Annotated in this window: 26 protein-coding genes and 1 pseudogene; 7 read left to right on the forward strand and 20 right to left on the reverse strand. The window is 71.4% G+C overall.

Annotation, left to right across the window (positions count from 1 at the left end; translation table 11 throughout):
* The first annotated feature begins 88 nt into the window (after positions 1–88).
* A complete protein-coding gene (locus OG714_RS30070) occupies positions 89–976 on the forward strand; it encodes a Bax inhibitor-1/YccA family protein (protein ID WP_406125643.1) in 888 nt (295 codons plus the stop codon).
* 109 nt (positions 977–1,085) lie between these two features.
* Here OG714_RS30070 and OG714_RS30075 read toward each other — a convergent pair whose 3' ends face one another.
* Positions 1,086–1,316, reverse strand: a complete 231-nt coding sequence (locus OG714_RS30075; RefSeq protein ID WP_026151524.1) for a DUF4287 domain-containing protein — start codon at positions 1,314–1,316, stop codon at positions 1,086–1,088.
* Positions 1,317–1,418: 102 nt separating this feature from the next.
* On the opposite strand from OG714_RS30075, the gene OG714_RS30080 reads away from it, so the two are divergent.
* Entirely contained in the window at positions 1,419–1,730 is a 312-nt protein-coding gene (locus tag OG714_RS30080; protein WP_406125645.1) for a hypothetical protein, read from the forward strand.
* A 298-nt stretch (positions 1,731–2,028) separates the two neighbouring features.
* On the opposite strand, the gene OG714_RS30085 is transcribed toward OG714_RS30080, so the two are convergent.
* The 3 genes from OG714_RS30085 to OG714_RS30095 form a co-directional block, all read right to left on the reverse strand.
* Entirely contained in the window at positions 2,029–2,817 is a 789-nt protein-coding gene (locus OG714_RS30085) for a hypothetical protein (RefSeq protein WP_406125646.1), read from the reverse strand.
* 274 nt (positions 2,818–3,091) lie between these two features.
* A complete protein-coding gene (locus OG714_RS30090) occupies positions 3,092–4,312 on the reverse strand; it encodes an acetyl-CoA C-acetyltransferase (RefSeq protein ID WP_406125648.1) in 1,221 nt (406 codons plus the stop codon).
* 214 nt (positions 4,313–4,526) lie between these two features.
* A complete protein-coding gene (locus OG714_RS30095; RefSeq protein WP_406125650.1) occupies positions 4,527–5,564 on the reverse strand; it encodes an SGNH/GDSL hydrolase family protein in 1,038 nt (345 codons plus the stop codon).
* Between the two features lie 147 nt (positions 5,565–5,711).
* Here OG714_RS30095 and OG714_RS30100 point away from each other — a divergent pair, with 147 nt between their 5' ends.
* Entirely contained in the window at positions 5,712–7,103 is a 1,392-nt protein-coding gene (locus OG714_RS30100; protein ID WP_327403508.1) for a cystathionine beta-synthase, read from the forward strand.
* A 331-nt stretch (positions 7,104–7,434) separates the two neighbouring features.
* Here the strand turns inward: OG714_RS30100 and OG714_RS30105 are convergent, their stop codons facing one another.
* From OG714_RS30105 to OG714_RS30125, 5 genes and pseudogenes are all read right to left on the reverse strand, one after another.
* Entirely contained in the window at positions 7,435–8,259 is an 825-nt protein-coding gene (locus OG714_RS30105) for a helix-turn-helix transcriptional regulator (protein ID WP_406125652.1), read from the reverse strand.
* 184 nt (positions 8,260–8,443) lie between these two features.
* A pseudogene (locus tag OG714_RS30110) lies at positions 8,444–8,581 on the reverse strand (NAD(P)H-dependent oxidoreductase); the annotation flags it as partial.
* A complete protein-coding gene (locus OG714_RS30115; protein ID WP_406125654.1) occupies positions 8,578–8,823 on the reverse strand; it encodes an NADPH-dependent FMN reductase in 246 nt (81 codons plus the stop codon). The gene OG714_RS30115 and the pseudogene OG714_RS30110, both read right to left, overlap by 4 nt.
* Positions 8,824–8,860: 37 nt before the next feature.
* Entirely contained in the window at positions 8,861–9,730 is an 870-nt protein-coding gene (locus OG714_RS30120; RefSeq protein ID WP_406125656.1) for an oxidoreductase, read from the reverse strand.
* A 179-nt stretch (positions 9,731–9,909) separates the two neighbouring features.
* Positions 9,910–10,914, reverse strand: a complete 1,005-nt coding sequence (locus tag OG714_RS30125; protein ID WP_406125658.1) for an Lrp/AsnC family transcriptional regulator — start codon at positions 10,912–10,914, stop codon at positions 9,910–9,912.
* Positions 10,915–11,156: 242 nt separating this feature from the next.
* Between OG714_RS30125 and OG714_RS30130 the strand changes: the two genes are divergently transcribed.
* Positions 11,157–11,918 (forward strand): SDR family oxidoreductase, encoded by a 762-nt coding sequence (locus OG714_RS30130; protein ID WP_406125659.1) that lies wholly within the window; start codon positions 11,157–11,159, stop codon positions 11,916–11,918.
* Positions 11,919–11,927: 9 nt separating this feature from the next.
* Here OG714_RS30130 and OG714_RS30135 read toward each other — a convergent pair whose 3' ends face one another.
* The 7 genes from OG714_RS30135 to OG714_RS30165 form a co-directional block, all read right to left on the reverse strand.
* Positions 11,928–12,359 (reverse strand): hypothetical protein, encoded by a 432-nt coding sequence (locus OG714_RS30135; protein WP_406132005.1) that lies wholly within the window; start codon positions 12,357–12,359, stop codon positions 11,928–11,930.
* Between the two features lie 19 nt (positions 12,360–12,378).
* The gene (locus OG714_RS30140; RefSeq protein WP_406125661.1) at positions 12,379–13,977 is read right to left on the reverse strand and encodes a SulP family inorganic anion transporter; all 1,599 of its coding nucleotides are present in this window, start codon (positions 13,975–13,977) and stop codon (positions 12,379–12,381) included.
* A gap of 86 nt (positions 13,978–14,063) precedes the next feature.
* Entirely contained in the window at positions 14,064–14,732 is a 669-nt protein-coding gene (locus OG714_RS30145; RefSeq protein WP_406125663.1) for a carbonic anhydrase, read from the reverse strand.
* Between the two features lie 125 nt (positions 14,733–14,857).
* Positions 14,858–15,793 carry an ABC transporter substrate-binding protein gene (locus OG714_RS30150; protein ID WP_406125665.1) on the reverse strand — a complete coding sequence of 312 codons (936 nt, stop codon included), beginning with the start codon at positions 15,791–15,793 and terminating at the stop codon, positions 14,858–14,860.
* Between the two features lie 19 nt (positions 15,794–15,812).
* Positions 15,813–16,475, reverse strand: a complete 663-nt coding sequence (locus OG714_RS30155; protein ID WP_406132007.1) for an ABC transporter permease — start codon at positions 16,473–16,475, stop codon at positions 15,813–15,815.
* A complete protein-coding gene (locus OG714_RS30160) occupies positions 16,475–17,116 on the reverse strand; it encodes an ABC transporter permease (protein ID WP_406125667.1) in 642 nt (213 codons plus the stop codon). Before OG714_RS30160 ends, OG714_RS30155 begins: the two co-directional genes overlap by 1 nt.
* Positions 17,113–18,156, reverse strand: coding sequence for an ABC transporter ATP-binding protein (locus tag OG714_RS30165; protein ID WP_406125669.1), 1,044 nt, complete (start codon positions 18,154–18,156; stop codon positions 17,113–17,115). Before OG714_RS30165 ends, OG714_RS30160 begins: the two co-directional genes overlap by 4 nt.
* Positions 18,157–18,298: 142 nt before the next feature.
* Here OG714_RS30165 and OG714_RS30170 point away from each other — a divergent pair, with 142 nt between their 5' ends.
* The 3 genes from OG714_RS30170 to OG714_RS30180 all read left to right on the forward strand — a co-directional run bounded on the left by OG714_RS30170 (position 18,299) and on the right by OG714_RS30180 (position 21,958).
* On the forward strand, positions 18,299–20,335 hold the full coding sequence (locus tag OG714_RS30170; RefSeq protein ID WP_406125671.1) for an aromatic amino acid ammonia-lyase: 2,037 nt from the start codon (positions 18,299–18,301) through the stop codon (positions 20,333–20,335).
* Positions 20,332–21,264, forward strand: coding sequence for a MurR/RpiR family transcriptional regulator (locus tag OG714_RS30175; RefSeq protein ID WP_406125673.1), 933 nt, complete (start codon positions 20,332–20,334; stop codon positions 21,262–21,264). The genes OG714_RS30170 and OG714_RS30175 overlap by 4 nt, the downstream gene beginning before the upstream one ends.
* A 100-nt stretch (positions 21,265–21,364) precedes the next feature.
* Positions 21,365–21,958 carry a hypothetical protein gene (locus tag OG714_RS30180; RefSeq protein WP_406125674.1) on the forward strand — a complete coding sequence of 198 codons (594 nt, stop codon included), beginning with the start codon at positions 21,365–21,367 and terminating at the stop codon, positions 21,956–21,958.
* Between the two features lie 28 nt (positions 21,959–21,986).
* On the opposite strand, the gene OG714_RS30185 is transcribed toward OG714_RS30180, so the two are convergent.
* From OG714_RS30185 to OG714_RS30200, 4 genes are read right to left on the reverse strand one after another with little or no spacing between them, the layout of a single operon-like run.
* The gene (locus tag OG714_RS30185; protein WP_329251083.1) at positions 21,987–22,361 is read right to left on the reverse strand and encodes a hypothetical protein; all 375 of its coding nucleotides are present in this window, start codon (positions 22,359–22,361) and stop codon (positions 21,987–21,989) included.
* 22 nt (positions 22,362–22,383) lie between these two features.
* Positions 22,384–22,938: a roadblock/LC7 domain-containing protein gene (locus OG714_RS30190; protein ID WP_406125675.1), complete on the reverse strand. Its 555-nt coding sequence runs from the start codon at positions 22,936–22,938 to the stop codon at positions 22,384–22,386.
* Positions 22,939–22,972: 34 nt separating this feature from the next.
* Entirely contained in the window at positions 22,973–23,791 is an 819-nt protein-coding gene (locus OG714_RS30195; protein ID WP_406125677.1) for a transcriptional regulator, read from the reverse strand.
* A complete protein-coding gene (locus tag OG714_RS30200; protein WP_406125679.1) occupies positions 23,788–24,186 on the reverse strand; it encodes a hypothetical protein in 399 nt (132 codons plus the stop codon). Before OG714_RS30200 ends, OG714_RS30195 begins: the two co-directional genes overlap by 4 nt.
* Positions 24,187–24,353 lie beyond the last annotated feature (167 nt).

The raw sequence follows: 24,353 nt of genomic DNA on the forward strand, positions 1-24,353 counted from the left end.
AAGATCCTCCCCAAGAGGTAGGGTCAATCCTTTGCCTACCTATTACTCTTGAGCCCAAGGCCGCGCGAGGCGGCCATGGAGGAGTGAAATGAGGAGCAGAAACCCGGTCTTCTCGCGACGGGGGTTCAGCCGCGACAACGGCTACGCGGGCTTCAACACCGCGCCGCAGGCCGGGGGCCCCGCCGTGGGCACGCAGGGCAACCCGTACGCGGGCGGCAACCCGTACGCGCAGAACCCGTACGCCCAGCAGGACCTTCAGCAGGGTGCACCGCCCCAGGCCCCGGCCACCACCGGCCGGATGACCATGGACGACGTCGTCCTGCGCACCGGCACCACCCTCGGCACGCTGATCGTCACGGCCGCGCTCGCCTGGGCGCTGCTCCCGGTCGACGACGCCAACATCAACCGCTCGTACGGCATCGGGATCGGCGCCGCGCTGATCGCGATGGTGCTGGCGTTCGTCCAGTCCTTCAAGCGCAAGCCCGTCCCGGCGCTGATCCTGTCGTACGCCGCACTGGAAGGCGTCTTCCTCGGCGTCGTCTCCAGCGTCGTCGACAACCGCATCGCGAGCGGCGCGGCCATGCAGGCCGTGATCGGCACGATGGCGGTCTTCGCCGGCGTGCTCATCGCGTACCGCGCGGGCTGGATCCGCGTGAACCGCCGTTTCTACGGCTTCGTGATGGCGGCCGCGCTCGGCTTCGTGCTGCTGATGGCCGTGAACCTGCTGTTCGCGGTGTTCGGCGGCGGTGACGGCCTCGGCTTCCGCAGCGGCCCGCTCGGCATCTTCTTCGGTGTCATCGGCATCATCCTCGGCGCGTGCTTCCTCGCCCTCGACTTCAAGCAGGTCGAGGACGGGATCGCCTACGGCGCCCCGAAGGAAGAGGCGTGGCTCGCCGCGTTCGGGCTCACGCTGACGCTGGTGTGGATCTACATGGAGTTCCTGCGGATCATCTCGATCCTCAACAGCAACAACTAGCCGGCGGCAAGCGGCGGCAAGCGGCGGCAAGCGGTTTGCGCGAAAGGGCCCCGGGTTCGTTCCCGGGGCCCTTCGTCATGTCCGTGATGAGTCGGTCTGTGGTGCGCGCCTAGAGCAGTTTGCGCGCGGCCCTCCTCAGGTCGTACTCGTGAATGATCGCCTTGGCGTGGCCGTACGCGAGGTCGTGCTCGGCGCGGAGCCAGCTGACCTTCTCCTCGAAGCGGAAGAGGGCGGGGCCTTCGTCGACGGTGCGCAGCCAGTCGGATACTTCACGACCGGTGCAATGGGGGATGCGGGCGAGCATGTTGCGATGGGTCTCCTGGGAGAACACTTGGGACATCGGCGCCTCCGGACGCATGGGGTGTAAGCCGGTCCTTCAGGTCACCGTGCCTGAGCGTTCGCCCGTTGGCAACAGTCCCGGTACGGCGCGTAGTCTCGCGGCGTGGTGGATACGACGCGGTTGACTCAAGCGGTGGATCACTTTGCGGACCGGCTCAGGGCCGCGCCGCAGAGCCGGTTGCAACGGGGCGCTGCCGCGGAGGCTTTGGGGCTGGCCAGGGAGTTTGCCCTGTGGGCGCAGCGGGTTGAGGATCCCCTGGGGGTGGCTCGGGAGATGCCGGATGCGGGGATGTTCGCCGCCGCCGATCAAATCACCGTCGCTGTGCATGACTTGGCGGTTGTGCTGGTGAATGACGCCGAGGTCGAGCGGGCGGTGGAGTTGGTTGCGGAGGCGCAGAAGAGGGCGGGGGTCTGAGGTGCGTCGGCGGCTGCGGGTGCGTCGTGGCTGGTCGCGCAGTTCCCCGCGCCCCTGAAACCCGCTGGCCCGCCGTTTGTGGCTTGCGGTCTGTCGTGGTGGTCGCGCCCGCGCGGCGGAGCCGCAAAATGACACAGCCCCGCGCCCCTAAAGACGCGGGCCCGCCGTGGGTTTTCAGGGACGCGTGGAACCGCGCGCCTAAAAACGCACGCCCGCTGTCTCTTTTAGGGGCGCGGGGAACTGCGCGACCAGCCCCCGCCGACCCGCACCCGACAACGAACCGGTGCACCCCAGAAAATCAAAGGGACGCTATGACCCTGTCCGCCAGGATGTACACGTTCTCCTCGCCGCACGCGAAGGTCAGGGTGTAGGCGCCCGAGATTCCGGAGCCGCCCAGGAGGAACGGGGTTTCGCCGGCGCGGAGGGCCGCTGCGAGGCGTTCGGCGGTTTCGCGGTGGCCCGGGGTCATGCAGAGGGTGGTGCCGTCGACGAAGACGTACACGTCGAGGGTGCCCAGGGGGCCGGGGCGGACGTCGGCCAGTTCCACGGCGGCCTCGGCCAGCTCCTCCAGCGTCGCCACCGTGCGTTCGTGGTCGTTCGCTACGGGCGACTGGGCCGGGACGAAGTCCGGGTGGGACGGGTGGCGGCGGCGGGCCGCGGCCAGTTCGGGGGACTCGCCGGCGAACTCGTCGGCGTCCGCGGAGAACTCGGTGACCGGCTCCAGCGGTTCGAGGCCCACGAAGTCGCTCTGGCGGGGCAGGAACAGCTCGCTGTCGGGCAGACCCAGCAGGGTCGGCACCTCGGTGTCGCGGGCTTCCTGGGCGGCCCAGAAGGCCCGCGCCTCGGCAAGTTCCCGCTCCCGCTCCTCGGCCAGCGCCTCGGCCACGGCGGCGCGTATCTCATCCGCGTCGGCATGGTTGCGGGCGGCGGGCACGAGCGCCCGTACGGCGGCGGCCCGGCCCTCGGCCAGTTCGGTGTGCAGGTCCGCCACCTGTCGACGGAGCACCAAGAGGGTGCGCAGGACGGCGACGCCCACGGCGCCTGTGGCGGCCGTGGTGAGCAGCAAAGCGATCGGCATGGCGCTCACTGACGTACTCCCGGTTCAAAGTCGACCCCCGACTTCCTACATCAGCTTGAAGGGCGGACTAACCAGCTGTCAGTGCGTAACGTCACGAAACGGGCAGGACTTTGGGCCCGATGTTTGGTGGTGAAACGGTCCTGACCTGGGAAAATCCCTCTCCGAAGGGAGATAGGTCACATCCTGGGGGAGATTGGATCACAAATCGGCCCAGAACCCAGGTGGTTACTGGGTTCCGGGCCTGATGGTGACGCAAAGTTCCCGTGTGATTACGGGGAGTTGGTCAGCTGAGGCGCTCGATGACCATCGCCATGCCCTGGCCGCCGCCGACGCACATCGTCTCCAGACCGAACTGCTTGTCGTGGAACTGGAGGGAGTTGATCAACGTGCCGGTGATGCGGGCGCCGGTCATGCCGAAGGGGTGGCCGACGGCGATCGCGCCGCCGTTCACGTTCAGCTTCTCCAGCGGGATGTTCAGGTCGCGGTAGGACGGGATCACCTGGGCGGCGAACGCCTCGTTGATCTCGAACAGGTCGATGTCGTCGACGGTGAGACCGGCGCGGCCCAGCGCCTGCTTGGACGCCTCGACCGGGCCGAGGCCCATGATCTCGGGGGAGAGGCCGGAGACACCGGTCGACACGATCCGGGCGAGGGGCGTGAGGCCGAGCTCACGGGCCTTCGTGTCGCTCATGATGACCACCGCGGCGGCGCCGTCGTTCAGCGGGCAGCAGTTGCCGGCCGTGACCAGGCCGTCGGGGCGGAACACCGGCTTCAGGCCGGAGACGCCCTCCAGGGTGACGCCGGCGCGCGGCCCGTCGTCCTTGCTGACGACCGTGCCGTCGGGCAGCGTGACCGGGGTGATCTCGCGCTCCCAGAAGCCGTTCTTGATGGCTTCCTCGGCGAGGTTCTGCGAGCGGACGCCGAACTCGTCCATGTTCTGGCGGGTGACGCCCTTGATGCGGGCGAGGTTCTCCGCGGTCTGGCCCATCGCGATGTACGGGTCGGGGAGCAGGCCGTCCTCGCGCGGGTCGTGCCAGCTGGAGCCCTCGGACGCGGCGGTGGCGGCGGTGCGGGCCTGCGCCTCGCCGAAGACCGGGTTCGTGGTGCCCGGGAGGCCGTCCGAGCTGCCCTTGGCGTAGCGCGAGACCATCTCGACGCCGGCCGAGATGAAGACGTCGCCCTCGCCGGCCTTGATGGCGTGCAGGGCCATGCGGCTGGTCTGGAGGGACGACGAACAGTAACGGGTGATCGTGCAGCCCGGCAGATGGTCCATGCCCATCTGCACGGCGACGATCCGGCCGAGGTTGTAGCCCTGCTCGCCGCCGGGGAGGCCGCAGCCGAGCATCAGGTCCTCGATGAGCTTCGGGTCCAGCTCGGGGATCTTGGCGAGGGCGGCCTGGATGATCGTGGCGGTGAGGTCGTCGGGGCGCAGGTCCTTGAGGGAGCCCTTGACGGCGCGGCCGATGGGGGAGCGGGCGGTCGAGACGATGACGGCTTCGGGCATCACGGCTCCATTGGCGTATGTGCGGGGACTGGCACGGCTTTCTTGGGAAGTTACCCGCACGTATGGCACAGGTCACGGGGATCGCTGTGTGACCCTGACCGCAGTTTTCTAAGCGCTTGCTTGGGCCTCCGGCGGACGAGCGGGCGGGCCGGTGGGGGTGGGCCTCCCTGGGGGCTGCGCCCCCAGACCCCCATCGGCCTGAACGGCCTCGTCCTCAAACGCCGGACGGGCTGGAGGGTGCCGCCTCCGGTTCCGGGACCCGGCGCCTCTTCCGGCGCTTCAGGAGAGCCCACGGCCCCCGCGGCCCCGTGGGCATCGCCGCCGTGACCTCCGTGCCCGGCTCCGAAGCCGCCTCCGCGGCCGCTCGTGCCACCGGCAGGAAGCCCTCGCGGCGGGACGCGTCCGGGCGGTCCTCCTCGGCCGGCCAGAGGCCCAGCGCGGCGCACACGGTCGGGAGGACGGCCATCGCGGCGGTCGCGTAGCCCTCCGCCGAGGGGTGGAAGTTGTCCGGGCCGAACAGCTCGCGCGGGTTCGCCGCGAACTCGGGGCCCAGCAGGTCGCCCAGCGACACCGTGCGCCCGCCCTGCTCGACCGTGCCGATCGTCTGGGCCGCCGCCAGCTGTCTGGACGCCCGGCGGGCCAGCCAGCGCAGCGGCTGCTGGACCTGCTCCACCGTCCCCAGGTCGGGACAGGTGCCGACGACCACCTCGGCGCCGGCCGTGCGCAGCCGCCGTACCGTCGCCGAGAGGTGGCGGACCGAGCGGGTCGGGTGCATGCGGTGGGTGACGTCGTTCGCGCCGATCATGATCACGCAGACGTCGGGCACCCGGGTGGTGTCCGCGAGGGCGAGGGCCACCTGGCGGTCCAGGTCGTCGGACTGGGCGCCCGGGAGGGCCACGTTGTGCAGCTCGACCGGGCGTTCCGCGACCGCGGCCAGGCCCGAGGCCAGCAGCGCGCCCGGGGTCTGGGCCGCCCGGTGGACACCCTGGCCCGCCGCCGTGGAGTCGCCGAGCATGGTCAGCCGGATCGGGGGTTCACCCGGGGTGTCGTAGCCGTGGCCGTACCTGCCGTCCGCGCTGGGCACATGGTTGCCGCCCGGCGCATGGCCGTTGCCCACATGGCGCTTCACGAAGCGGACCTCGGCCAGCACCAGCCCGATGGCCGCCGCGCCCACCAGTCCGACCCCGCCACCGCCGTACGCCGCACCGGCCGCGATCCGCCGGGCCACCCGCGCCCTCGACATCCTCGTCATACGTCGCCGCCACCTCCTCGTAGCCGTCATCCACTCCTTGCCCCGAACAGCACGTCGCCCAATCTCAACGGGCGGTGAACGTCATTTCCGGGCCTTAGGCTGGCATGACCCATAACGACCACTTCTTTGCAGCAACCGGAGACAACGGTGCAATTCCACGACTCGATGATCAGCCTCGTCGGCAACACTCCGCTGCTGAGGCTCAACAGTGTGACCGCGGGCATCCAGGCGACCGTTCTGGCCAAGGTGGAGTACTTCAACCCCGGCGGATCCGTGAAGGACCGCATCGCGCTGCGCATGATCGAGGCGGCCGAGAAGAGCGGGGAGCTCCAGCCCGGCGGCACCATCGTCGAGCCGACCAGCGGCAACACCGGCGTCGGCCTGGCCATCGTCGCCCAGCAGAAGGGGTACCACTGCATCTTCGTGTGCCCCGACAAGGTGTCCACCGACAAGATCAACGTGCTGCGCGCGTACGGCGCCGAAGTGGTCGTGTGCCCGACCGCCGTGGACCCCGAGCACCCGGACTCGTACTACAACGTCTCCGACCGCCTGGTCCGTGAGACGCCGGGCGCCTGGAAGCCGGACCAGTACTCCAACCCCAACAACCCGCTCTCCCACTACCACTCGACCGGCCCCGAGCTGTGGCAGCAGACCGAGGGGAAGATCACCCACTTCGTCGCGGGCGTCGGCACCGGCGGCACCATCTCCGGCACCGGGCGCTACCTCAAGGACGCCAGCGAGGGCCGGGTCCAGGTCGTCGGCGCCGACCCCGAGGGCTCCGTCTACTCCGGCGGCTCCGGGCGGCCGTATCTCGTCGAGGGCGTCGGTGAGGACTTCTGGCCGACCGCCTACGACCGGACCGTCGCGGACGAGATCGTCGCCGTGTCCGACAAGGACTCCTTCCAGATGACGCGCCGGCTGGCGAAGGAGGAGGGGCTGCTCGTCGGCGGCTCCTGCGGGATGGCCGTCGTGGCCGCTCTGCGGGTGGCCGAGCGGCTCGGGCCGGACGACGTCGTGGTCGTCCTCCTCCCCGACAGCGGGCGTGGGTACCTCTCGAAGATCTTCAACGACGAGTGGATGGCCGACTACGGCTTCCTGGAGGACGAGGGTCCCAGCGCCCGCGTCGCCGACGTCCTCAACGACAAGGTGCACGGCGCCATCCCGTCCCTCGTGCACATGCACCCGGAGGAGTCGGTCGGTGAGGCCATCGAGGTGCTGCGCGAGTACGGCGTCTCGCAGATGCCGATCGTGAAGCCGGGCGCCGGTCACCCCGACGTCATGGCGGCCGAGGTCGTCGGCTCCGTCGTCGAACGCGAGCTGCTGGACGCCCTGTTCACCCAGCGCGCCTCGCTGACCGACCCGCTGGAGAAGCACATGTCGGCCCCGCTGCCGCAGGTCGGCTCCGGTGAGCCGGTGGGCGACCTGATGACCGTGCTGGGCGGCGCCGACGCGGCGATCGTCCTGGTCGAGGGCAAGCCGACCGGGGTCATCAGCCGGCAGGACCTGCTGTCCTTCCTCGCCAAGGGCGGCAAGCAGTAGGAAACGTCCGGTGAACGGGCCGTGTCGACGGCGACTTTGCGGTTGCCCACCAAAACGGTGGACTTCGCGGAAGTGGTACGAGCGCGTCACGTCCACGCAGCACCCGCTTAACAAGCGTCGGGCACATTAGTGGATGTCGGCAGGGCGGGAGCGGCTCCCCGCCTCGCCGACACAAAAACGGCGTCACGGACCTCCGGAGCGGCTCCCGGACCTCCACCGACGCCTAGGACGCGCACGCCCGGCCCTGACCCGGCACGCGTCCCTCGCGGGGACCGCCGTCGTCCCGCCCTCCCGGCAACGGGGGGTGCGGCGGTCCCCGCGCATAGCTTTTCTATGGCCCCGCCGTGGCCCAACTCCCCAGCAGCGCAAGGCGCTCCGCCGTCTCCGAACCCGGCTCCGGTGTGTAGACCACGATCGTCTGGTCCAACTCCCCCGGTACCGCGAGTGTTTCGTACGGCAACGTCAGCAGGCCCGCGACCGGGTGCCGGATGCGCTTCACACCGTAGGCGCACTCCTTGACCTCGTGGTCGGCCCACAGGCGGCGGAAGTCCTCGCTCCTGACGGAGAGTTCGCCGACCAGGGCGCACAGGTCGGTGTCTCCCTGGTGCCGGCCCGAGTCCACCCGCAGGTTCGCCACGGCCTGGGCGGCGACGGCGGTCCAGTCGGGGTAGAGGTCGCGCGAGGCCGGGTCGAGGAACACATGGCGCGGGATGTTGCGGACGGCGGCGGGCATGGCGCTGAAGCCGCTCAGCGCGTCGGCGAGCGCGTTCCACGCGAGCACGTCCATCCGGCGTCCCAGGACGAACGCCGGCATCCGCTCCATGCCGTCGAGCAGCAACTGGACACCGGGGCGGACCCGGGGCGCGGGCGTCCCGTTCTTCTTGCGCCGAGGGCGGGCCACCGTACGCAAGTAGTCGTGTTCCGTGTCGTCCAGGCGCAGGACGCGGGCGACGGCGTCGAGCACCGCGTCCGAGACACTCGGCCCGCGGCCCTGTTCCAGGCGGATGTAGTAGTCGACGCTCACTCCGGCCAGCTGCGCGACCTCCTCGCGGCGCAGCCCGGGTACGCGGCGGCGACCGTGCGAGGGCAGCCCCACCTCCTCGGGCTGGATTCGAGCCCGGCGCGAGCGCAGGAAGTCTCCGATTTCCCCGTCCATGGGCTCGATGCTAGTGCCGCGTTCGAGGCGGGGAGAGGGCGGCGAGGGCCTGGGCCACGGCGGTGGTGGCCTTCGGGTCGTGGGCGGCCCGGTTCCCGTTGAGGGTGTGCGGGCTCAGCACGGGGATCGGGGAGGGGGTGGTGTGGGCGCCGGTGGCGCGGAGGATCGTCTCCAGGTGGGCTTCCGCACCGTGGGAGTGGTAGCCGATGACCAGACCGGTGGCGGGCTTTCCGGCGAGGGGCGAGTCGTCGCGGGGGCGGGAGAGCCAGTCCAGGGCGTTCTTCAGGGCGGCCGAGATGCTGGCGTTGTTGACCGGGCTCAGGACAGCAGGCTGCCCGCGGAGCTGACCTGGGCCCGCAGGGCGGCCACGCCGGGCGGGGCGGGATCGGTGTCCAAGTCCTCGTTGAACAGGGGCAGTTGGTCCAGGGCGGCGGCCAGGACCACCTCGTGCCCGGGGTGGTCCTGGGCCACGGCCGCGTGGGCGACCTGGGTGGTGACGGCCCCGGCGCGCAGGCTTCCGGACAGGACCAGCGTGCGGTGACGGGCGGCGGGTGATTGCGGCATTGCGGCGAACTCCAGGAAGGGATGGGGGAGTTGGAGCTCAGTTGGCGGTGGCGGCGATGGCGTCCAGGGTGCGCAGCGTCTCCGCGGACAGACCGATCGTCGCGGCGGCGATGTTCTCGGCGAGGTGGGCGCGGGTCGAGGTGCCAGGGATCAGCAGCATCGTGGGGGAACGGTGCAGCAGCCACGCGAGGGCGATCTGCCGTGCTGTGGCGCCGAGTTCGGCCGCGACCTGTTCCAGCGCCCTGGCCTGCAACGGCCGGAACCCGCCCAGCGGCCAGAACGGCACGAACGCGATGCCCTGCTCGGCGCACCGGTCCACCAGGGCGTCGTCCTGGCGGAAGGCGACGTTGTAGTGGTTCTGCACGGCGACCACCGGTGCGATCCGCCGCGCGGCCTCGACCTGCTCCGCGCTGACGTTGCTGACGCCCAGATCGCGGATCAGGCCCTGTTCGCGCAGTTCGGCCAGGACCGTGAACGGCTTGACGATGTCCTGCGCGGCCAGGGTGTCGGTCATCCGCAGATTCACCAGGTCCAGCACCTCCAGACCCAGGTGGTCCAGGTTGTCGTGGACGGCCCGCACCAGCTCCGGGCGCGACAGCGCCGCGGGCCAACCGCGCTCGGCCGTGCGGCGCGCGCCGACCTTGGTGGCGATGCGCAGGCCCTCGCGATAGGGGTGCAGGGCCTCACGGACCAGCCCGTTCACCAGATGCGGGCCGTAGTAGTCGCTGGTGTCGAGGTGGGTGATGCCCGCCTCGACCGCGGCGCGCAGGACGGCCAGGGCCTCGTCGCGGTCGCGGGGCGGGCCGTAGGCCATGGGCCCGGCCAGTTGGAGGGCGCCGTAGCCGACGCGGGTCACGGTCAGGGTCTCGGACAGGCGCAGGGTGCCGCCGGGAAGTACGTCGCTCATCGTGAACTCCTTGCTGAGCACACACTCGGGGGTGGGTCTCAACAGTGCCGCCGCGCTGGCGGAACCAACAGCCGATCACGGCTGAAGCGTGCCGAACCTCCAATGGGGGAGATCAAGACGTCCTGTACTTCCGTCATGGACCGGCCGGACCGGCGTATCGTGCATCGCCTCGATGCCGGTCAGGTCGGGATCAGGCGGCCGTCGCGGAGTCGGGTGCCCGCCTGTTTGAGGCGGTGCAGGACCGGGACGACGTCGACCTGGTGGACCGCGTCGAGGGCGCCGACCTTGGTGGTGACGTAGGAGTAGAGGTCGTCCATGGTGCGGCAGGTGACGGTCACCAGGAGGTTGGCGGACCCGGTGACGGCCGCGGCGAAGGTGGTCTCGGGGTGGGCGGAGAGGGCCTCGCCGGTGGCGTTCAGCCGACCGGGGGCGACGGTGAGCCACAGGTAGGCGGGGGCGTGGAAACCGAAGCGCGGGTAGGCCAGGTCCACGGCGACGCGCAGGGCGCCCGCCGCCAGCAGTTCCTCCAGGCGCGCGGAGACCCGGGACTTCGACCAGCCGCAGGCGCGGGCGAGTTCGACGACTCCGGCGCGCCCGTCGCGGGCGAGTTCGGCCATCAGCGGGCCGTCCTGCTCGCGCGGTGCTCCCGTGTTGCCGATGTCCTGGACCGTCCCGCTTACGGTGGCGCGCTGCTGCTGGTCGGAGGCGTGGAGCAGGGCCGCCTGGTCCTCGGTGAGCGGGTCGTCGAAAGCGAGCCATTTGGCGCCGCTGCCCAGGTACATGTGCATGACCGCACACGCGTCGAAGCCCAGCACCCTGGCGGTGTGCGGCAGGCGTTGCAGCACCGATCCGCCCTGGTCGCGGAGGCCGGTGTGGGTCTGGCACACGATCTCGGAGCCGCCGGAGGTGACGCTGACGTAGGCGGTGTCCTCGCGCGCGGCCAGCGCGTCCGCCAGGGCATCGGTGGCGTCGGGGCGGCACCGGACCCGGACGAACCAGGTCCGGTCGCCGAGCAGCGCGTGGCGGGGCAGGGCACGCACGCGGACGGCGCCGTCGGCGACCAGGGTGCGGTAGCGGCGGGCCACGGTCTGCTCGGAGACCTCGGCCACCTCGGCGATACGCCGGAAGGACGACCGCCCGTCGCGCAGCAGGCATTGAACGATCCGCCGGTCAGTCCGATCCATGACGGAAGTGTAGGCGTCGATTATCGGCTGTCATGGAGCTTTGGGCGCCGTGCGGCGGTCTGGCTGGGAGGGCGGTGGTGGTGAACCTGGGGCGATCACGACACCACACCTTCGGCTGCCTTCGAACCTGGTACTGGCAGACCCAGGAAAAACGCATCCCTGGGTAGCCCCGACGCGCCGGACCAGTGTGGTGGGTGTCGCCGGGGAAACGCCCCGGCGGTCACCTCACCGAGGAGCACCTCATGTCGTACGAGAATCTGGCCGGACGTACCGCCGTCGTCACCGGGGCCGCCAGTGGGATCGGCCAGGCCGTCGCCGTTCAACTCGCCGCGAACGGGGCGCGGGTGGCGCTGCTGGCCCGGCGCGGGGAGCGGCTGGAGGCGGTCGCGGGGAAGATCCGGGCGGACGGGGGACAGGCCCTCGCGGTCGTCGCCGATGTCACCGACGACGCGGCCGTGGAGCGGGCCGCCGCGACCGTGCACGAGGCGTTCGGGACCGTCGACCTGGTCGTCAACGCTGCCGGTGTCATGCTGCCGAACCCCGTCGACGACGGGCGTATCGACGAGTGGCAGCGGATGCTCGACACCAACGTCACCGGCGTCCTGCGTGTCATCCGCGCCTTCACCGGCGATCTGGTGGCGGCGGCCGGGGAAGGCCGTACCGCGGACCTGGTGAACATCTCGTCGATCGGCGCGCACATCCCGTTCCCCACCTACGCGGTGTACGGGGCGACCAAGGCCGCGGTCACGTATCTCTCGCAGTCGCTGCGCACCGAGTTCGGGCCCCGGGACGTACGAGTCACCAACGTCGAGCCGGGGTTGACGGAGACCGAGCTGGCCACGCACATCGACAGCGCCGAGCTGGCCGGTCAACTGGACGGAATGCTGGAGCAGTTGGGCTGGCTGGCGCCCGAGGAGGTCGCCGACGTCGTGGCCTACGCGGCGAGCCGCGCCCGGCACGTCAACCTGCGGCAGATCATGGTGCTGCCGACCCGCCAGGCGTGACCGGGACGGTCAGCCCTCCCACTCGCTGTCCTGGGAGGACCCGCGGCGCCGGCCGCCGAAGAGCCCCGGGTTGGTGCGGGCGGCCTGGACGGCGTTGACGCCGACGATGCCGGCCCAGGCCACCAGCAGGCCGGGGAGATGGGCGATGCCGCCGCCGATCGCGGACAGCGGGATCGCCAGGACCATCGAGACGATGCCGAAACCGAAGCGTTCGCCCCAGGAGTCGTTGGCAGCCCTCGGTCCGCGCGAGCCGCGGGCCACCACCATCTGCTGCTCGGCCATCTGCCGGCGCACCCGGCGCTCCACCGCGCCGTCGATCCGCTGGTCGACCTTCTCCAGGAACGAGTCGACCAGCGCCGACTCGTACTCGTCGCCCAGTTCCCTGCGCGCTTGCAGGGTGGCGTTGAGTTCCTTCTTGAGTTCGACGTCGTTCGCATCCATTCCCGTCATGCGACTCAGATTAGGGAGCCGCAGCGCTCGCTGCACTGGGGATAGCCCCCCTGTTGGACGTCGGGTTCACCGGGAGCACCCCGAGCGACTCCAGCACCCGGCGATGACCGTGCTCGACACCCGTGATGCTGACCTCGATACCCCGGTCCCGCAGCTCGCCCACCGCGTCCTTCAGCGCGAGCGCACCCGTCGCGTCCACCGCCGTCAGCCCTGACAGCCGTAGGTCCACGGCGGTCACGTCCTGGACGTCGGCCAGGCCGCGGCGGAAGCGGTGGGCGGCGGCGAACAGGAGCGGGCCGTCGAAGCGGTAGGTCACCGTGCCGGTGGCGGTGGGGAGTTCGTCGGTCGTGGCGGGGGCGAGGCGGGTGCCGCGCATCGCCGCGCGCAGGGCGAGCAGGACCGAGACACCGAGGCCGATCAGTACCGCCCGCACCAGGTCGAGGGCGAGGGTGCCGGCCGCCGTGAGGACCAGGACCAGGGCGTCGCCGCGCGTCGAGCGGGCCATCGCGCGGACCGCGTCCGTCTCCACCATGCGGATCGCGGTCGCGAGCAGCACCCCGGCCAGCGCGGCCAGGGGGATACGGCCCACCAGCGGCGCCGCGACCGCGACGATCCCGGCGAGGATCACGGCGTGCGCGAGGGCGGCCAGGCGGGAGGTGGCGCCGGTGCGGACGTTGACCGCGGTGCGGGCGATGGCGCCGGTCGCCGGGACACCGCCGAAGAGGGGGGCCGCGAGGTTGGCGATGCCCTGGCCGAAGAGTTCCTTGCCGGGGTCGTGGCGCTCACCGGGGCGCATCGCGTCCGCGACCGAGGCGGACAACAGGGACTCCAGGGCGGCCAGCGCCGCTACCGCCGCTGCCGGGAGCAGGAGGGACGGGACGCGGGAGACGTCCAGGAAGGCGAGGGACGGGGCCGGGATCGAGGACGGGAGTGTGCCCAGCCGGGTGACGTGCAGGTGCAGGGCCTCCGAGACGACGGTCGCCACGGCAACTGCCGCCAGGGAGAAGGGAACCGTCGGCTTCCAGCGCGCCCCGGCCAGCATCAGCGCCGCCGAGCCGAGGGCGAGCAGGAGGGCGGCCCAGTGCGGGGTCGCGTCGAACTCCTCCGCCGCCCGGGCCGCGACCACCGCGACCTGGTCACCGCTCGGGGTGGGCACGCCCAGCGCCGACGGCACCTGCTGGAGCCCGATCACACACGCGATGCCGATCGTGAAACCGGCGATCACGGGTGCGGGGACGTACGCCATCGCCGCCCCCGCGCGGGCGAAGGCGAGCACGAGGAGCATGACGCCGGAGATCAGACCGACCGTCAGGACGCCGTTCGCGCCGTACTCGTGGACGATCGGGACGAGGACCACGGTCATCGCGCCGGTCGGGCCGCTGACCTGGCGCGCGGAGCCGCCGAACAGCGCGGCGAGGGAGCCCGCGACGATCGCGGTGATCAGGCCGGAGGCGGCGCCGAGACCGGACGTGACCCCGAAACCGAGGGCCAGGGGGAGTGCTACGACGGCGACGGTGAGGCCGCACAGGAGGTCGCGGCGCGGGGCGCGGGTCATGGTGCGGAAGTCGGCGGGGGAGGGCAGGACGGAGAGCACGCCGTTCATGGTCATGAGCTTCTTCGCGTCAGGAGCGTGGGGGAGTGGAGAGTGGCGAGTGGTGAGGGGCCCAACAGGTTTGTCGTCGTGGGGAGTTGGGGCTACGGCAGCAGCGACACGAGCCCCGTGTCGAGGTCGAAGCGCGCCGCGACGACATGCGCCGAGGTGAAGGCGGGGTCGGCGCGGATCGCGTCCCTGACCCAGGCCGTGTGGGCCCGCATGGTGTGCTCGGCCCAGTCGCCGGGCAGGGCGCGGGTGCGGCGCGCGGCCGGGCTGATCTCGTCCACGAGAAGGGCGAGATGGCCGGGGACGGGGGCGCCGGTGTCCAGGTGCGCGAGGGTCGCCGCCACCGCGCCGCAGCGCTCGTGGCCGAGCACCAGCACCAGGGGGATGCGCAGTTCCTCCACCCCGTACTGGATGGACGCGAGCACCGCCTCGTCCAGGACCTCGCCGGCCGTCCTTATGCACAACAGGTCGCCGAGGCCCTGGTCGAAGACCAGCTCCGGCGGCACCCGGGAGTCGATGCAGCCGACGATCACCGCGAACGGGTGCTGTGCGGTGGCCAGTTGACGGCGCAGCCGGCGGCTCTCGTCCGGGTGGCGGGAGTGGTCGGTGGCGTAGCGGCGGTTGCCGTCCAGGAGTTCGGCGAGCGCGGCGGAGGCGGTGGTCGGGTGGGATTGTGGGCCGACGGCGGCGGTGGCGGTCGTAGGGGTGGCGGCCAGCGCGCCGACGGCGGTGGCCGTCAGAAAGGCCCTGCGGTTCGAGGCCATGCGTTTCCTCAGGTGGTGAGCGTGAAATCACCCTACGCATGCGCCTAGTTACCCAGAGTGCCGATTTAACGACGCTTGGGTGATTCGTCGTCAGATCATCGACCGGTCATTACTTCGCCCGGCGACTACTTCGTGATGCCGTGCTGCTTCGCGTACGTGTTCGCCACGTCCTCCGGGTCCTTCTTGTCCTTGTCCACCTGGCGGTTCAGCTCGGTCAGCTGGGCCGTGGTGAGGAGGTTGCCGACGCGGGCCAGGGCCTTGCGGACCGTCGGGTCGGCCACGCGGTCGGCGATGAGCGGGACGATGTGCTGGCTGGGGATCAGGGTCTTGGGGTCGGTCAGGACGACCCAGTCGTTGGCCTTGATGTCGGTGTCGGTGGTGAACAGGTTCGCCACGTCCACATCACCCTTCTTCAGCGCGCCCTTCACCAACGGCCCGTCGGAATCAAGGGACTTGAACTCCTTGAACTCCACGCCGTACACGTCCTTCAGCCCTACGACGCCCACCTGACGGGTCTTCACCTCGGCGGAGGCGCCGAGGGTCAGCTTGCCGTTGTGCTTCGCCAGGTCGGCCAGCGAGGTCAGGCCGTACTTCCTGGCGGTCGCGCGGGTGACGACGAAGCAGTCCGCGTCCTCGGCGATGCCGTAGGGCAGGACCTGGAGGCCGGAGGGGAGGGCGAGGGTGAGGGCGTTCTGCATCTCGCCCGCCTCCGCGACCTTGGACTTGGGCTGGAGGTAGGTGAGCAGGGAGCCCTGGTACTCGGGGAGGAGGTCGATGTCGCCGCTCTTGAGGGCGGGGAAGACGATCTCGCGGGTGCCGAGGTTGGGGCGGACCTTGACCTTCACGCCGGCCGCTTCGAGGGCGGCGGCGTAGAGGTAGCCGAGGACCTGGTTCTCGGTGAAGTTGGCGGTGCCGATGGTGACGCCGTTCTTGCTGGAGGCGCTGCCACCGCCGGCGGAGCCCCCGCCGTCCAGGGAGGTGACGCCGCCCGCGCAGGAGGACAGGAGGGGGACGGCGACGGCCGTTCCGGCGAGGGCGCCGAGGAGGGTGCGACGGTTCATTTCGGAGTTCCCGGTTTCCCTAGGCGGTGCGGTGGCGGAAGAGGAGGCGCTGGAGGCCGGAGAGGCCGAGGTCCAGGACGATGGCGACGAGCGCGACGAGCACCGCCCCGCCGAGCACCTGCACGAGGTCGCGCTGGGCGAGTCCGTCGAAGACGTAGCGGCCCAGGCCGCCGAACGAGACGTAGGCGGCGATCGTGGCGGTGGCCACCACCTGGATGAGGGCGAGGCGCAGGCCGGTCATGATCAGGGGGAGCGCGAGGGGCAACTCGACCTGGAACAGGACCTGGTGGCCGCGCATGCCCTGCCCGCGTGCCGCGTCCTTCACGTCCGGGTCCACGGCCGTCATCCCGGCGTAGGTGTTCGTCACGATCGACGGGACCGCGAGGGCGACCAGCGCGATGTACACCGGCCACATCGACAGGCCGCTGGCGAGGAAGACGAGGACGACCAGGCCCACGGTCGGCAGCGCGCGGCCGAAGGAGGCGAGGTTGATCGCGAGGAACGCGCCCTTGCCGGTGTGCCCGATCAGCAGGCCGAGCGGGAGGCCGATCGCGGCCGCGATGAGGGTCGCGAGGAGCGAGTACTGGAGGTGCTCGGCGAGGCGGTGCGCGATGCCGTCCGAACCGGCCCACTGGGAGCCGCTGGTCAGCCACTTGCCGAGGTTCTTGAAGAGTTCGAACATCAGGCTCGCCGCCTCGTCCATGGGGTGAGTACGTACTGGAGGGCGACCAGGGCCGCGTCCGCGACCACGGCGAGCAGCAGGGTGAGGACCACGCCCACGATCACCGGCGTCGGGAAGTCGCGCTGGAAGCCGTCGGTGAAGAGCTGGCCGAGGCCGCCGTCGCCGATGTAGGTCGCGACCGAGACGAGCGAGATCGACATGACGGTGGCGATACGGACGCCCGCCATGATCACCGGGAGCGCGAGGGGGAGTTCGACGGTGAGGAGCGTGCGCAGGGGGCGCGTGCCCATCGCCTTCGCGGCCTCCTTCGTCTTCGCGGGGACCGAGTCGAGGCCCTCGACCGTGTTCCGCAGCAGCACGACCAGCGTGTAGACCGTCAGGCCGATCACGGTGGTGGTGCGGGTGAGGCCGCTGATCGGGAGCAGGAGCACGAAGATCGCGATCGACGGGATCGTGAAGAGCACGTTCGAGAGGCCGAGCAGGAAGCCGCGCAGCGGGCGGACCCGGTGGGCGACCACGGCCAGCGGGAGCGAGATCAGCAGGCCGAGGAAGACGGCGGTCATCGCGGCCTGGAGGTGCGAGAACGTGAGGCTCGTGAGGTCGTCGGTGTGGTCGCCGATCCACGACCAGTCGATCGTCATGCCGCGACCCTCGCCTCGGCGTGCGCCTGGCCCGCGTGGGTGTGGATGTCGTCGCGGGACGAGACGCCGGTGAGGACGCCGGCCGCGTCGACACGGGCGATCAGACCGTTCGGGGAGGCGACGGACTCGTTGAGGGCCGCGAGCAGGGAGTCGCCGTCCGTCAGCGGTCGTACGGGGATCTCGGCGCCGTCCGCGGCTTTGGTCGCCCAGTGGAGGGGCTTGCGGGCCTCGTCGAGTACGAGCGTCCAGGTGCCGCCCTCGGGGGCAGGGCCCTGCGGGACCTCGGCGAGGGTCTTCAGCGAGAGCAGCTTGAGGCCGCGCTCGGCACCGAGGAAGTCGGCGACGAAGTCGTCGGCCGGGCGGGCGAGGAGTTCGGCGGGGGCCGCGCACTGGACGAGGTGACCGCCGGTGCGGAAGATCGCGATGCGGTCGCCGAGCCGTACGGCCTCGTCGACGTCGTGCGTGACGAAGACGATGGTCTTGTTCAACTCCTTCTGGAGCCTGAGCAGTTCGTCCTGGAGCTGGGTGCGGACCACCGGGTCCACGGCGCCGAACGGCTCGTCCATCAGGAGCACCGGCGGGTCGGCGGCGAGCGCGCGGGCCACGCCGACGCGCTGTTGCTGGCCGCCGGAGAGCTGGTGCGGGTACCGCTTGCCGGCGTCGGCGGCGAGGCCGACGGTCTCCAGCAGTTCGGCCGCGCGGGCCCTGGCCTTCTTCCGGCCGTGGCCCAGGAGCAGCGGCACGGTGGCGATGTTGTCCAGCACCGTGCGGTGCGGGAAGAGGCCCGACTGCTGGATGACGTACCCGATGGAACGGCGCAGTTCGGCCGCGTCCTGCTGGGTGACGTCCTTGCCGCCGACCTTGATGACGCCCGAGGTCGGGTCGATCATCCGGTTGATCATCCGAAGGGTGGTCGTCTTGCCGCAACCGGAGGAACCGACCAGTACGGTGACCCCGCCTTCCGGCATCTCCAGGGAGAGGTCGTGAACTGCTGTCGTGCCGTTGGGGAAGCGTTTGTGGACCGCGTCGAACTGGATCATGAGTTGTCCCTTGCCCGGCTGTATAACGTCATGCAGAGTTCTCGGTGTCTGAATAGTTTGTCAATGTCTCCGCGTTAATCCGAGGTAACGGATGCCCGGCAGGCAAGATCGAGTGTCCTGATTGAGGGGAGTTTGGCGCCATATGTCGTCTCAGATCGCGGACACCCCGGATGCGATGGTGTCCGGGAACTCCGACCTCGTCGTCCTCGACGGCGTCGGATTCGGGGTCGCCGACGTCGTCCGGCTCGCCGACGGGGACGCCCGGCCGGTCCCCGGCACCGACGCGATGAAGCGCGCCACCGAGTCCTGGGACGCGGCCCGCCAGATCGCCGCGACCGGCCGCGTCTACGGCCGCTCGACCGGTGTCGGCGCCAACCGGAACGAGGACGTGCCCACGGAGGCGGCCGCCGAGCACGGGCTGAGGTTGCTGCGCAGCCACGCGGGCGCGATCGGCGACGAGCTTCCGGCCCGGGAAGTGCGGGCGATGCTCGCGGTCCGCGCGAACCAGTTGCTGGCCGGGGGCGCGGGACTACGTCCGACGGTCGTCACGGCGCTGTGCGAGGCGCTGGAGCACGGGGTGTATCCGGTCGTCAACGAGTTCGGCTCGGTGGGGACGGGGGATATCGCCGCGCTGGCTCAGGTGGGACTGGCGTTGGTGGGGGAGCATCCCTGGCGGGGTGTGGACGGTGTTGGCGGGGCGCCGGGCGGGGTGGTCTTCGGCGGGCGAGATGCCGAGGGGCGCGGCGAGCCGGGTACGGCGAGTTCTGGCGGGCGGGGCGCGGGGACTTCCGGCGGCCTTGGCGCCGAGGGTTCCGGCGACGGGGATTCGCGGGGCTTCGGGGAGCCTGGCGCTGAGGGGCTCGACGGCCGCGACGCGATGGAATCCGGTGGCCGCGACGCGGGAGGTTCCGGCGGCAGTGGCGCGGGGGGCCCTGGTGCCAGGGGGCACGGCAGTCGCGATGCCGCGGTGGTCGGTGGCCGTGGTGCGGAGATTTCCGGTAGCCGGAGCGCTGGGACCTCCGGCGGCCGGGGCGCCGGGGATCGAGGCACGGGAGGTTCTGCCGGCCGCGATGCCGGGACGGCCGGGGGCCCCGACGCCGCCGGGCCCGGCAGCCGTGGCGCGCTGCCCTCAAGTGCCCGTGCCCGCAACGGAGTTCCCGAGTACGCCCTCACTGGAGTTCCAGAGCCCCATGCCCTCGCCGGTGTCCCCGAACCCCAACCCCTCGACAACAACGACGCGTTGGCGTTGATCAGCAGCAACGCCCTCACCCTGGGGCAGTCCGCTCTCGCCCTGCACGAGTTGCGCGGGCTGATCGGGGCCACCCAGGTCGTCGGGGCGCTCTCGCTGCTCGCCGTCGACGGGTCGCACGAGCCGTATGCCGCGCCCGTGCATGCCGCTCGGCCGCATCGGGGGTCCACCGAAGTCGCCCGGCGGATGCGGGAGTTGATCGGGGCCGCCGACCGGCCGACCCCTCCGCTCGGGCGTATTCAGGACCCGTACGGCTTCCGGTGTCTGCCGCAGATCCATGGGCCCGCGCACGACGCGGCGGACGCGTTGGAGGCGGTGCTCGCGATCGAGATCAACGCCGCCGCCGAGAACCCCTTCATCTCCGCCGAGGACATGACCGCCTACCACCACGGCGGCTTCTACCAGGCCCAACTCGTCCTCGCCCTGGACCACTTCAGGCTCGCGCTCACCCAGGTGGCCCGGCTGTCGACGTCCCGGCTCTCCTCGCTGAACGAGCCCGCGTTCACCCGTCTCAAGCCGTTCCTCGCCGACAACGAGGCCGCGTCCTCCGGCGTGATGATCCTGGAGTACGCCGCCGCTGCCGCCCTCGGCGACCTGCGCGCGTTCTCGGCTCCCGCCTCGCTCGGGCACGCTGTACTCTCCCGGGGCGTCGAGGAACAGGCCAGCTTCGCCTCGCTCGCCGCCCGTCAGACACTGCGCGCCTGCCGCGCGTACCGTCTCGTCGTCGGCTGCGAACTCGTCGCCGCCGTACGGGCGTTGCGCCAGCGCGACCTGCGGCCCGACCCGGAACTCCCGGTCGGCCGCGCGCTGGAGCTGGCCGAATCGGTGCTCGACGACGAGACGGCGGACCGGCCGCTCACGGACGATGTGACGGCGGCGGCAGGACTGCTGGACCGGTTCACCGAGATCTGGAGGGGGAGCACGTCATGAGCGTGGACAGGAGTGTGGACGGGAGCGTGGAGAAGAGCGAGGACGGGAGTGTGGGTGAGGTTGTGGACGGGGCCGTGGGCAGGAGTGTGGGTGTGACCGACAGCCCGGCCGCCCGGCTACAGGCGCTCTTCGAGGGGCACCGGCTCACGCCGACCCAGCGGCGCATCGCGCACAGCATGGTGCGCCGCGCCGCCGACGTGCCGTTCCTCTCCAGCGTCGAACTCGCCGAACTCGCCGGCGTCAGCCAGCCCTCCGTGACCCGCTTCGCGGTCGCCCTCGGCTTCGACGGCTACCCGGCGCTGCGCAAACACCTCCGCGAGGTCGCACCCGCCGAGTCGACCGCGGACACCGCGTCGTACAACGAGTACCAGCAGGCCGTGGAAGCCGAGATCGAAAACCTGAAGCACCTCGCCGAGATACTGGCCGACCCCCGGCCGGTCGCCAAGGCCGGCCGGCTGCTCGCCGCCTCGCGCCCGCTGCCCGTCCTCGGCCTGCGCGCGGCGGCCTCCCAGGCGTACGGCTTCGCGTACTTCGCCGCCAAGGTCCATCCGGACGTACGGCTGCTCAACGAGGGCGGCACGATGATCCACGACCGGATCGACGCGGCCGTCCGCGCCGGCGCCACCGCCCTGCTGTGCTTCGCGCTGCCCCGCCATCCGCGCGAGGTCGTCGACACCCTGGCGTACGCGAGGGAGGCGGGCCTGACCGTCGTCACCGTCGCGGACTCCGCGTTCGCACCCGTCGCCAAGGTCTCCGACCTGCTGATCCCGGCCGCCGTCGGCACCGGCCTCGCCTTCGACACGGCCTGCGCGCCGATGCTGCTGGGCCGCGTCCTCCTGGAGGCGATGTGCGACGACCTGCCGGACGCGCAGGCGAGGCTTGAGGAGTTCGACGCGCGGGCGGCGGCGCGGGGGCTGTTCGTGGAGTGAGACACCCTGTCCCATCCGGTGGCTTCTCAGACTCGTCTCACGTTCGCTCACTAGTCTCCCGGCCGGACAGAGCTGTGCCGGGACGACCAGGAGGCGGGACGTGGCACGCGGAGATCGCAGAGTCCAGGGGCTGGCCCGAGTGGCAGTCGTCGTACGGGCCGGAGCTGCCCCGATGTGGTGGTTCGGGGTGCTGGCGGCGGGTGTCGGAGTACTGCTGCCCGGTATCACCGGGCGCCGGATCGGGGTGATGGCCGGGGCCGCGCTGTTCATCGTCGCGGCGGTCGTGGTGTCGTACGCGCGCCGCAGGCGCTACACCGCGCTGGCCCGCGGTGCCGCCCGGGCCGGGAAGCACGACGTGCTCCAGGACCGTGCGGTGAGCACGCGGAACTGGCGTCGCGCCCACCGCTGGTGGCTCGTCCTCGCCTTCGCCCTCGCGCTGGCCAGTGGGTTCGCCGTGCCCGCGGCGGGCGGCATGCTGCTCGCCGGTGCCGGTACCGGGCTGCGTCTCAAGGCCGCCTGGCTGGGCCGCCGCGAGCGCGCCGACGACGTACTGCTGTGGATCCGGGTCGACTGGCTGGACAAGCGGCACGGCGCCCCCGCCGGCAAGCCGGTCAAGGGCTACCGTTCAACCGGCATCGCCGCGGGCGACGCGACCCCGGGCGGGGCGCGCCGCCGCAGCGACGTCTTCGCCTGACCGGGGCCGGGCTGGACCTCGGGTCGGGCTAGACCTCCAGGTCCGCCTCGATCCTCTTCAACTGGTGCCTGGCCATCGCCAGGTTGGCGCGGGTGGAGTCCAGCACCAGGTAGAGGAACAGGCCGTTGCCACCACGGCCCTTGATCAGGCGGATCAGGTGGTACTGGCTCGACAGGGTGATCAGGATGTCCTCGATCTCGCCCTTCAGGCCGAGGTGCTCCATCGTGCGCAGCTTGGAGCGCACGACGTCGGTGTTCCCGGCGGCGGCGACGCCGAGGTCGAAGGTCTTGCTGCCGCCCATCGTGCCGAGCGCCATACCGCTGGTGTAGTCGACGAGCGCGACCCCGGTCGCGCCCTCGATCGAGGTCAGCGCCTCTTTGAGAGAGGTTTCGGTGTTGGCCATGACAGTGCTCCTTTGGTTCCGTTCAACTTTCCGTGGTGGTGCGCGCGTTGGTGCCTGTGGTGGTGCGTGGTGCGCGCGCTGTTCTCGTTCGTGCGGTGGTGGTTTTCGGGGGCGCCTTGGCGGGCGCCCCGTCGGCCTGCTCCTCGGATGCGGATGTGGCGGTGGCGGTGGCGGTGGCTTGGGCGGTGGCTTCGGCCGCGGCCGCCGCCTCGGCGTCGACCAGTTCCCCGATCCGGGCCCCCGCGCGGCGGCCCTCCAGCAGCAGCCGGCCGACGTGGACACGGTCCTGGGCGAGCACGGTGAGCACGGCGCCCCGGCCCGCCGCGTAGGTCGCGACATAGCCGTAGACCCCGCGCACGATCAGCTCGCGGAAGTCGCCCTGCCCGGTCGCGTCCGCCATCCGTACGGCCACGCCGAGCGCCGTCACGGTCAGCGCGGCCACCCGCTCCGGCTCGACGCCCGGGGTGTCCTGCGCCAGGACGAGACCGTTGACGCCCGCCGCCAGCGCCCCGGTCAGCTGGGGCACACGGGCTCTCAACCGGCGCAGCTCGTCGAGGATCTCTGCCTCGGAGGCCATCGGCTCTCTCCTCTCGGCGCGTGCTCGCTGCCACTCAAAGGGCCTCCAGCGCATCTCTGAGCCTCTTCAGCAATGTGATGTCGGGGTCGGTGACGTCGGGCAGGGGACTGGCGGCGGGCGGGCGCGGCCGGGGCGACACGAGCCCCGCCGACACCAGCCGCCGGACGTCCAGCAGCGTGGGGTACGCCCGCCGCCCCAGCGCCCGCGCGATGTCCGGCGCCGTGCGGACGCCGTCCACCCACGCCAGCACCGCCGCCTGCCGGGCGGTGATCGGCGGGGGCGCGACGGGGTCGGCCCGCACCAGCGGCGCGCCGTCCGTCGCCGCGTCCGGCCAGACGCGGTGCAACAGATCTCGGCGGCGCAGCGTCTCGCGCTCCAGTGCGGCCACCGGAACCGGCCGCACGGAGCCGAGCGGATGCGTGACGCCGTAGCGGAAACGGCCCGGGGTGCTGCTGGGCGCGAGCACGAAGTACGCCGCGTCGTACAGCGCCCCGAGGTGGCACAGTTCCAGCGCGCCCGGGCTCAACTGGCCGCCGTCCAGCAGCAGTCGGGTCGTGGCGTGCCGGTCGTCGGTCGCCTTGGCCGCGGCCTCCCAGGCACCGGCGCGCAGCGTGCCGTGCGCGGTGAGGAGGAGGTCGAGGCCGGGGGCGGACGGGCTTTCGGCGTGCACGACCCGGCCGTCCACGAGATGGAGGCTGCCGCGCTCACGGACGAGGACACCGGTGGCCTTCTCGGCGGCGAGCCGCGTCAGCATCGGCGAGACACCGCCCCAGCCCCGTTCGCCGGCGTCGGCCTTGGCCCGCACGGGCAGCCGGGGCGGCGGGGTGGTGGGCGTGGCCTTGACCGCGGTCATCCCAGCACCAGCCGTCCGGCCATCTCGCCGAGCCGGATGCGGGCCAGCGCGAGATTGCCCTCCGCGCGGGCCAGCCACAGATGCAGGAACACACTGCTGTCGAACGACGTCCGCACGAACCGGAGCACGTGATAGCTGTCCCGGTTGCTGACGATCAGATCCTCCAGCGGGGGATCGTCGGCCTCCTCTCCGTCCGCCCCGACGGACGCGAACGCCCGGTGCTCCGCCGCGAGCCGCGCCAGCTCGGCGGCCTCGGCGGCACTGGCCTCCTGGTCGCCGCCGGGTGACTCCCCGACGACCCCCAGGGCCAGCCCGCTCGTCCAGTCGACCAGCGCGGCGCCCCGGGCACCGGGCAGTCGCATGGCCTCAAGTAAGCACTCGTCGATTCCGGGCACCGTGGCTCCCCTCCCGCCTGCGGTTCGGCTGAGTGACGACGAAGCTACGCACCGTGTGGCCGAGGGGTGAGGGATCTGGCATTTTCCAGTGGAACATGCCCTCGAGTGACTAAGGTGGGTCAACTGACCCCGTTTTCACACGAGTTGCATGGGTCAGTTGAACCCTG

Origin of the sequence: Streptomyces sp. NBC_00989 (assembly GCF_045162655.1) — a bacterium.
Taxonomy (GTDB): Bacteria; Actinomycetota; Actinomycetes; order Streptomycetales; family Streptomycetaceae; genus Streptomyces.

Coding starts and splice junctions, on each gene's coding strand:
- OG714_RS30070 (WP_406125643.1), top strand. CDS start 89: ATGAGGAGCAGAAACCCGGTCTTCTCGCGACGGGGGTTCAGCCGCGAC.
- OG714_RS30075 (WP_026151524.1), bottom strand. CDS start 1,316: ATGTCCCAAGTGTTCTCCCAGGAGACCCATCGCAACATGCTCGCCCGC.
- OG714_RS30090 (WP_406125648.1), bottom strand. CDS start 4,312: ATGCCCGAAGCCGTCATCGTCTCGACCGCCCGCTCCCCCATCGGCCGC.
- OG714_RS30095 (WP_406125650.1), bottom strand. CDS start 5,564: ATGACGAGGATGTCGAGGGCGCGGGTGGCCCGGCGGATCGCGGCCGGT.
- OG714_RS30105 (WP_406125652.1), bottom strand. CDS start 8,259: ATGGACGGGGAAATCGGAGACTTCCTGCGCTCGCGCCGGGCTCGAATC.
- OG714_RS30115 (WP_406125654.1), bottom strand. CDS start 8,823: ATGCCGCAATCACCCGCCGCCCGTCACCGCACGCTGGTCCTGTCCGGA.
- OG714_RS30120 (WP_406125656.1), bottom strand. CDS start 9,730: ATGAGCGACGTACTTCCCGGCGGCACCCTGCGCCTGTCCGAGACCCTG.
- OG714_RS30125 (WP_406125658.1), bottom strand. CDS start 10,914: ATGGATCGGACTGACCGGCGGATCGTTCAATGCCTGCTGCGCGACGGG.
- OG714_RS30130 (WP_406125659.1), top strand. CDS start 11,157: ATGTCGTACGAGAATCTGGCCGGACGTACCGCCGTCGTCACCGGGGCC.
- OG714_RS30135 (WP_406132005.1), bottom strand. CDS start 12,359: ATGGATGCGAACGACGTCGAACTCAAGAAGGAACTCAACGCCACCCTG.
- OG714_RS30140 (WP_406125661.1), bottom strand. CDS start 13,977: ATGACCATGAACGGCGTGCTCTCCGTCCTGCCCTCCCCCGCCGACTTC.
- OG714_RS30145 (WP_406125663.1), bottom strand. CDS start 14,732: ATGGCCTCGAACCGCAGGGCCTTTCTGACGGCCACCGCCGTCGGCGCG.
- OG714_RS30150 (WP_406125665.1), bottom strand. CDS start 15,793: ATGAACCGTCGCACCCTCCTCGGCGCCCTCGCCGGAACGGCCGTCGCC.
- OG714_RS30155 (WP_406132007.1), bottom strand. CDS start 16,475: ATGTTCGAACTCTTCAAGAACCTCGGCAAGTGGCTGACCAGCGGCTCC.
- OG714_RS30160 (WP_406125667.1), bottom strand. CDS start 17,116: ATGACGATCGACTGGTCGTGGATCGGCGACCACACCGACGACCTCACG.
- OG714_RS30165 (WP_406125669.1), bottom strand. CDS start 18,156: ATGATCCAGTTCGACGCGGTCCACAAACGCTTCCCCAACGGCACGACA.
- OG714_RS30170 (WP_406125671.1), top strand. CDS start 18,299: ATGTCGTCTCAGATCGCGGACACCCCGGATGCGATGGTGTCCGGGAAC.
- OG714_RS30175 (WP_406125673.1), top strand. CDS start 20,332: ATGAGCGTGGACAGGAGTGTGGACGGGAGCGTGGAGAAGAGCGAGGAC.
- OG714_RS30185 (WP_329251083.1), bottom strand. CDS start 22,361: ATGGCCAACACCGAAACCTCTCTCAAAGAGGCGCTGACCTCGATCGAG.
- OG714_RS30190 (WP_406125675.1), bottom strand. CDS start 22,938: ATGGCCTCCGAGGCAGAGATCCTCGACGAGCTGCGCCGGTTGAGAGCC.
- OG714_RS30195 (WP_406125677.1), bottom strand. CDS start 23,791: ATGACCGCGGTCAAGGCCACGCCCACCACCCCGCCGCCCCGGCTGCCC.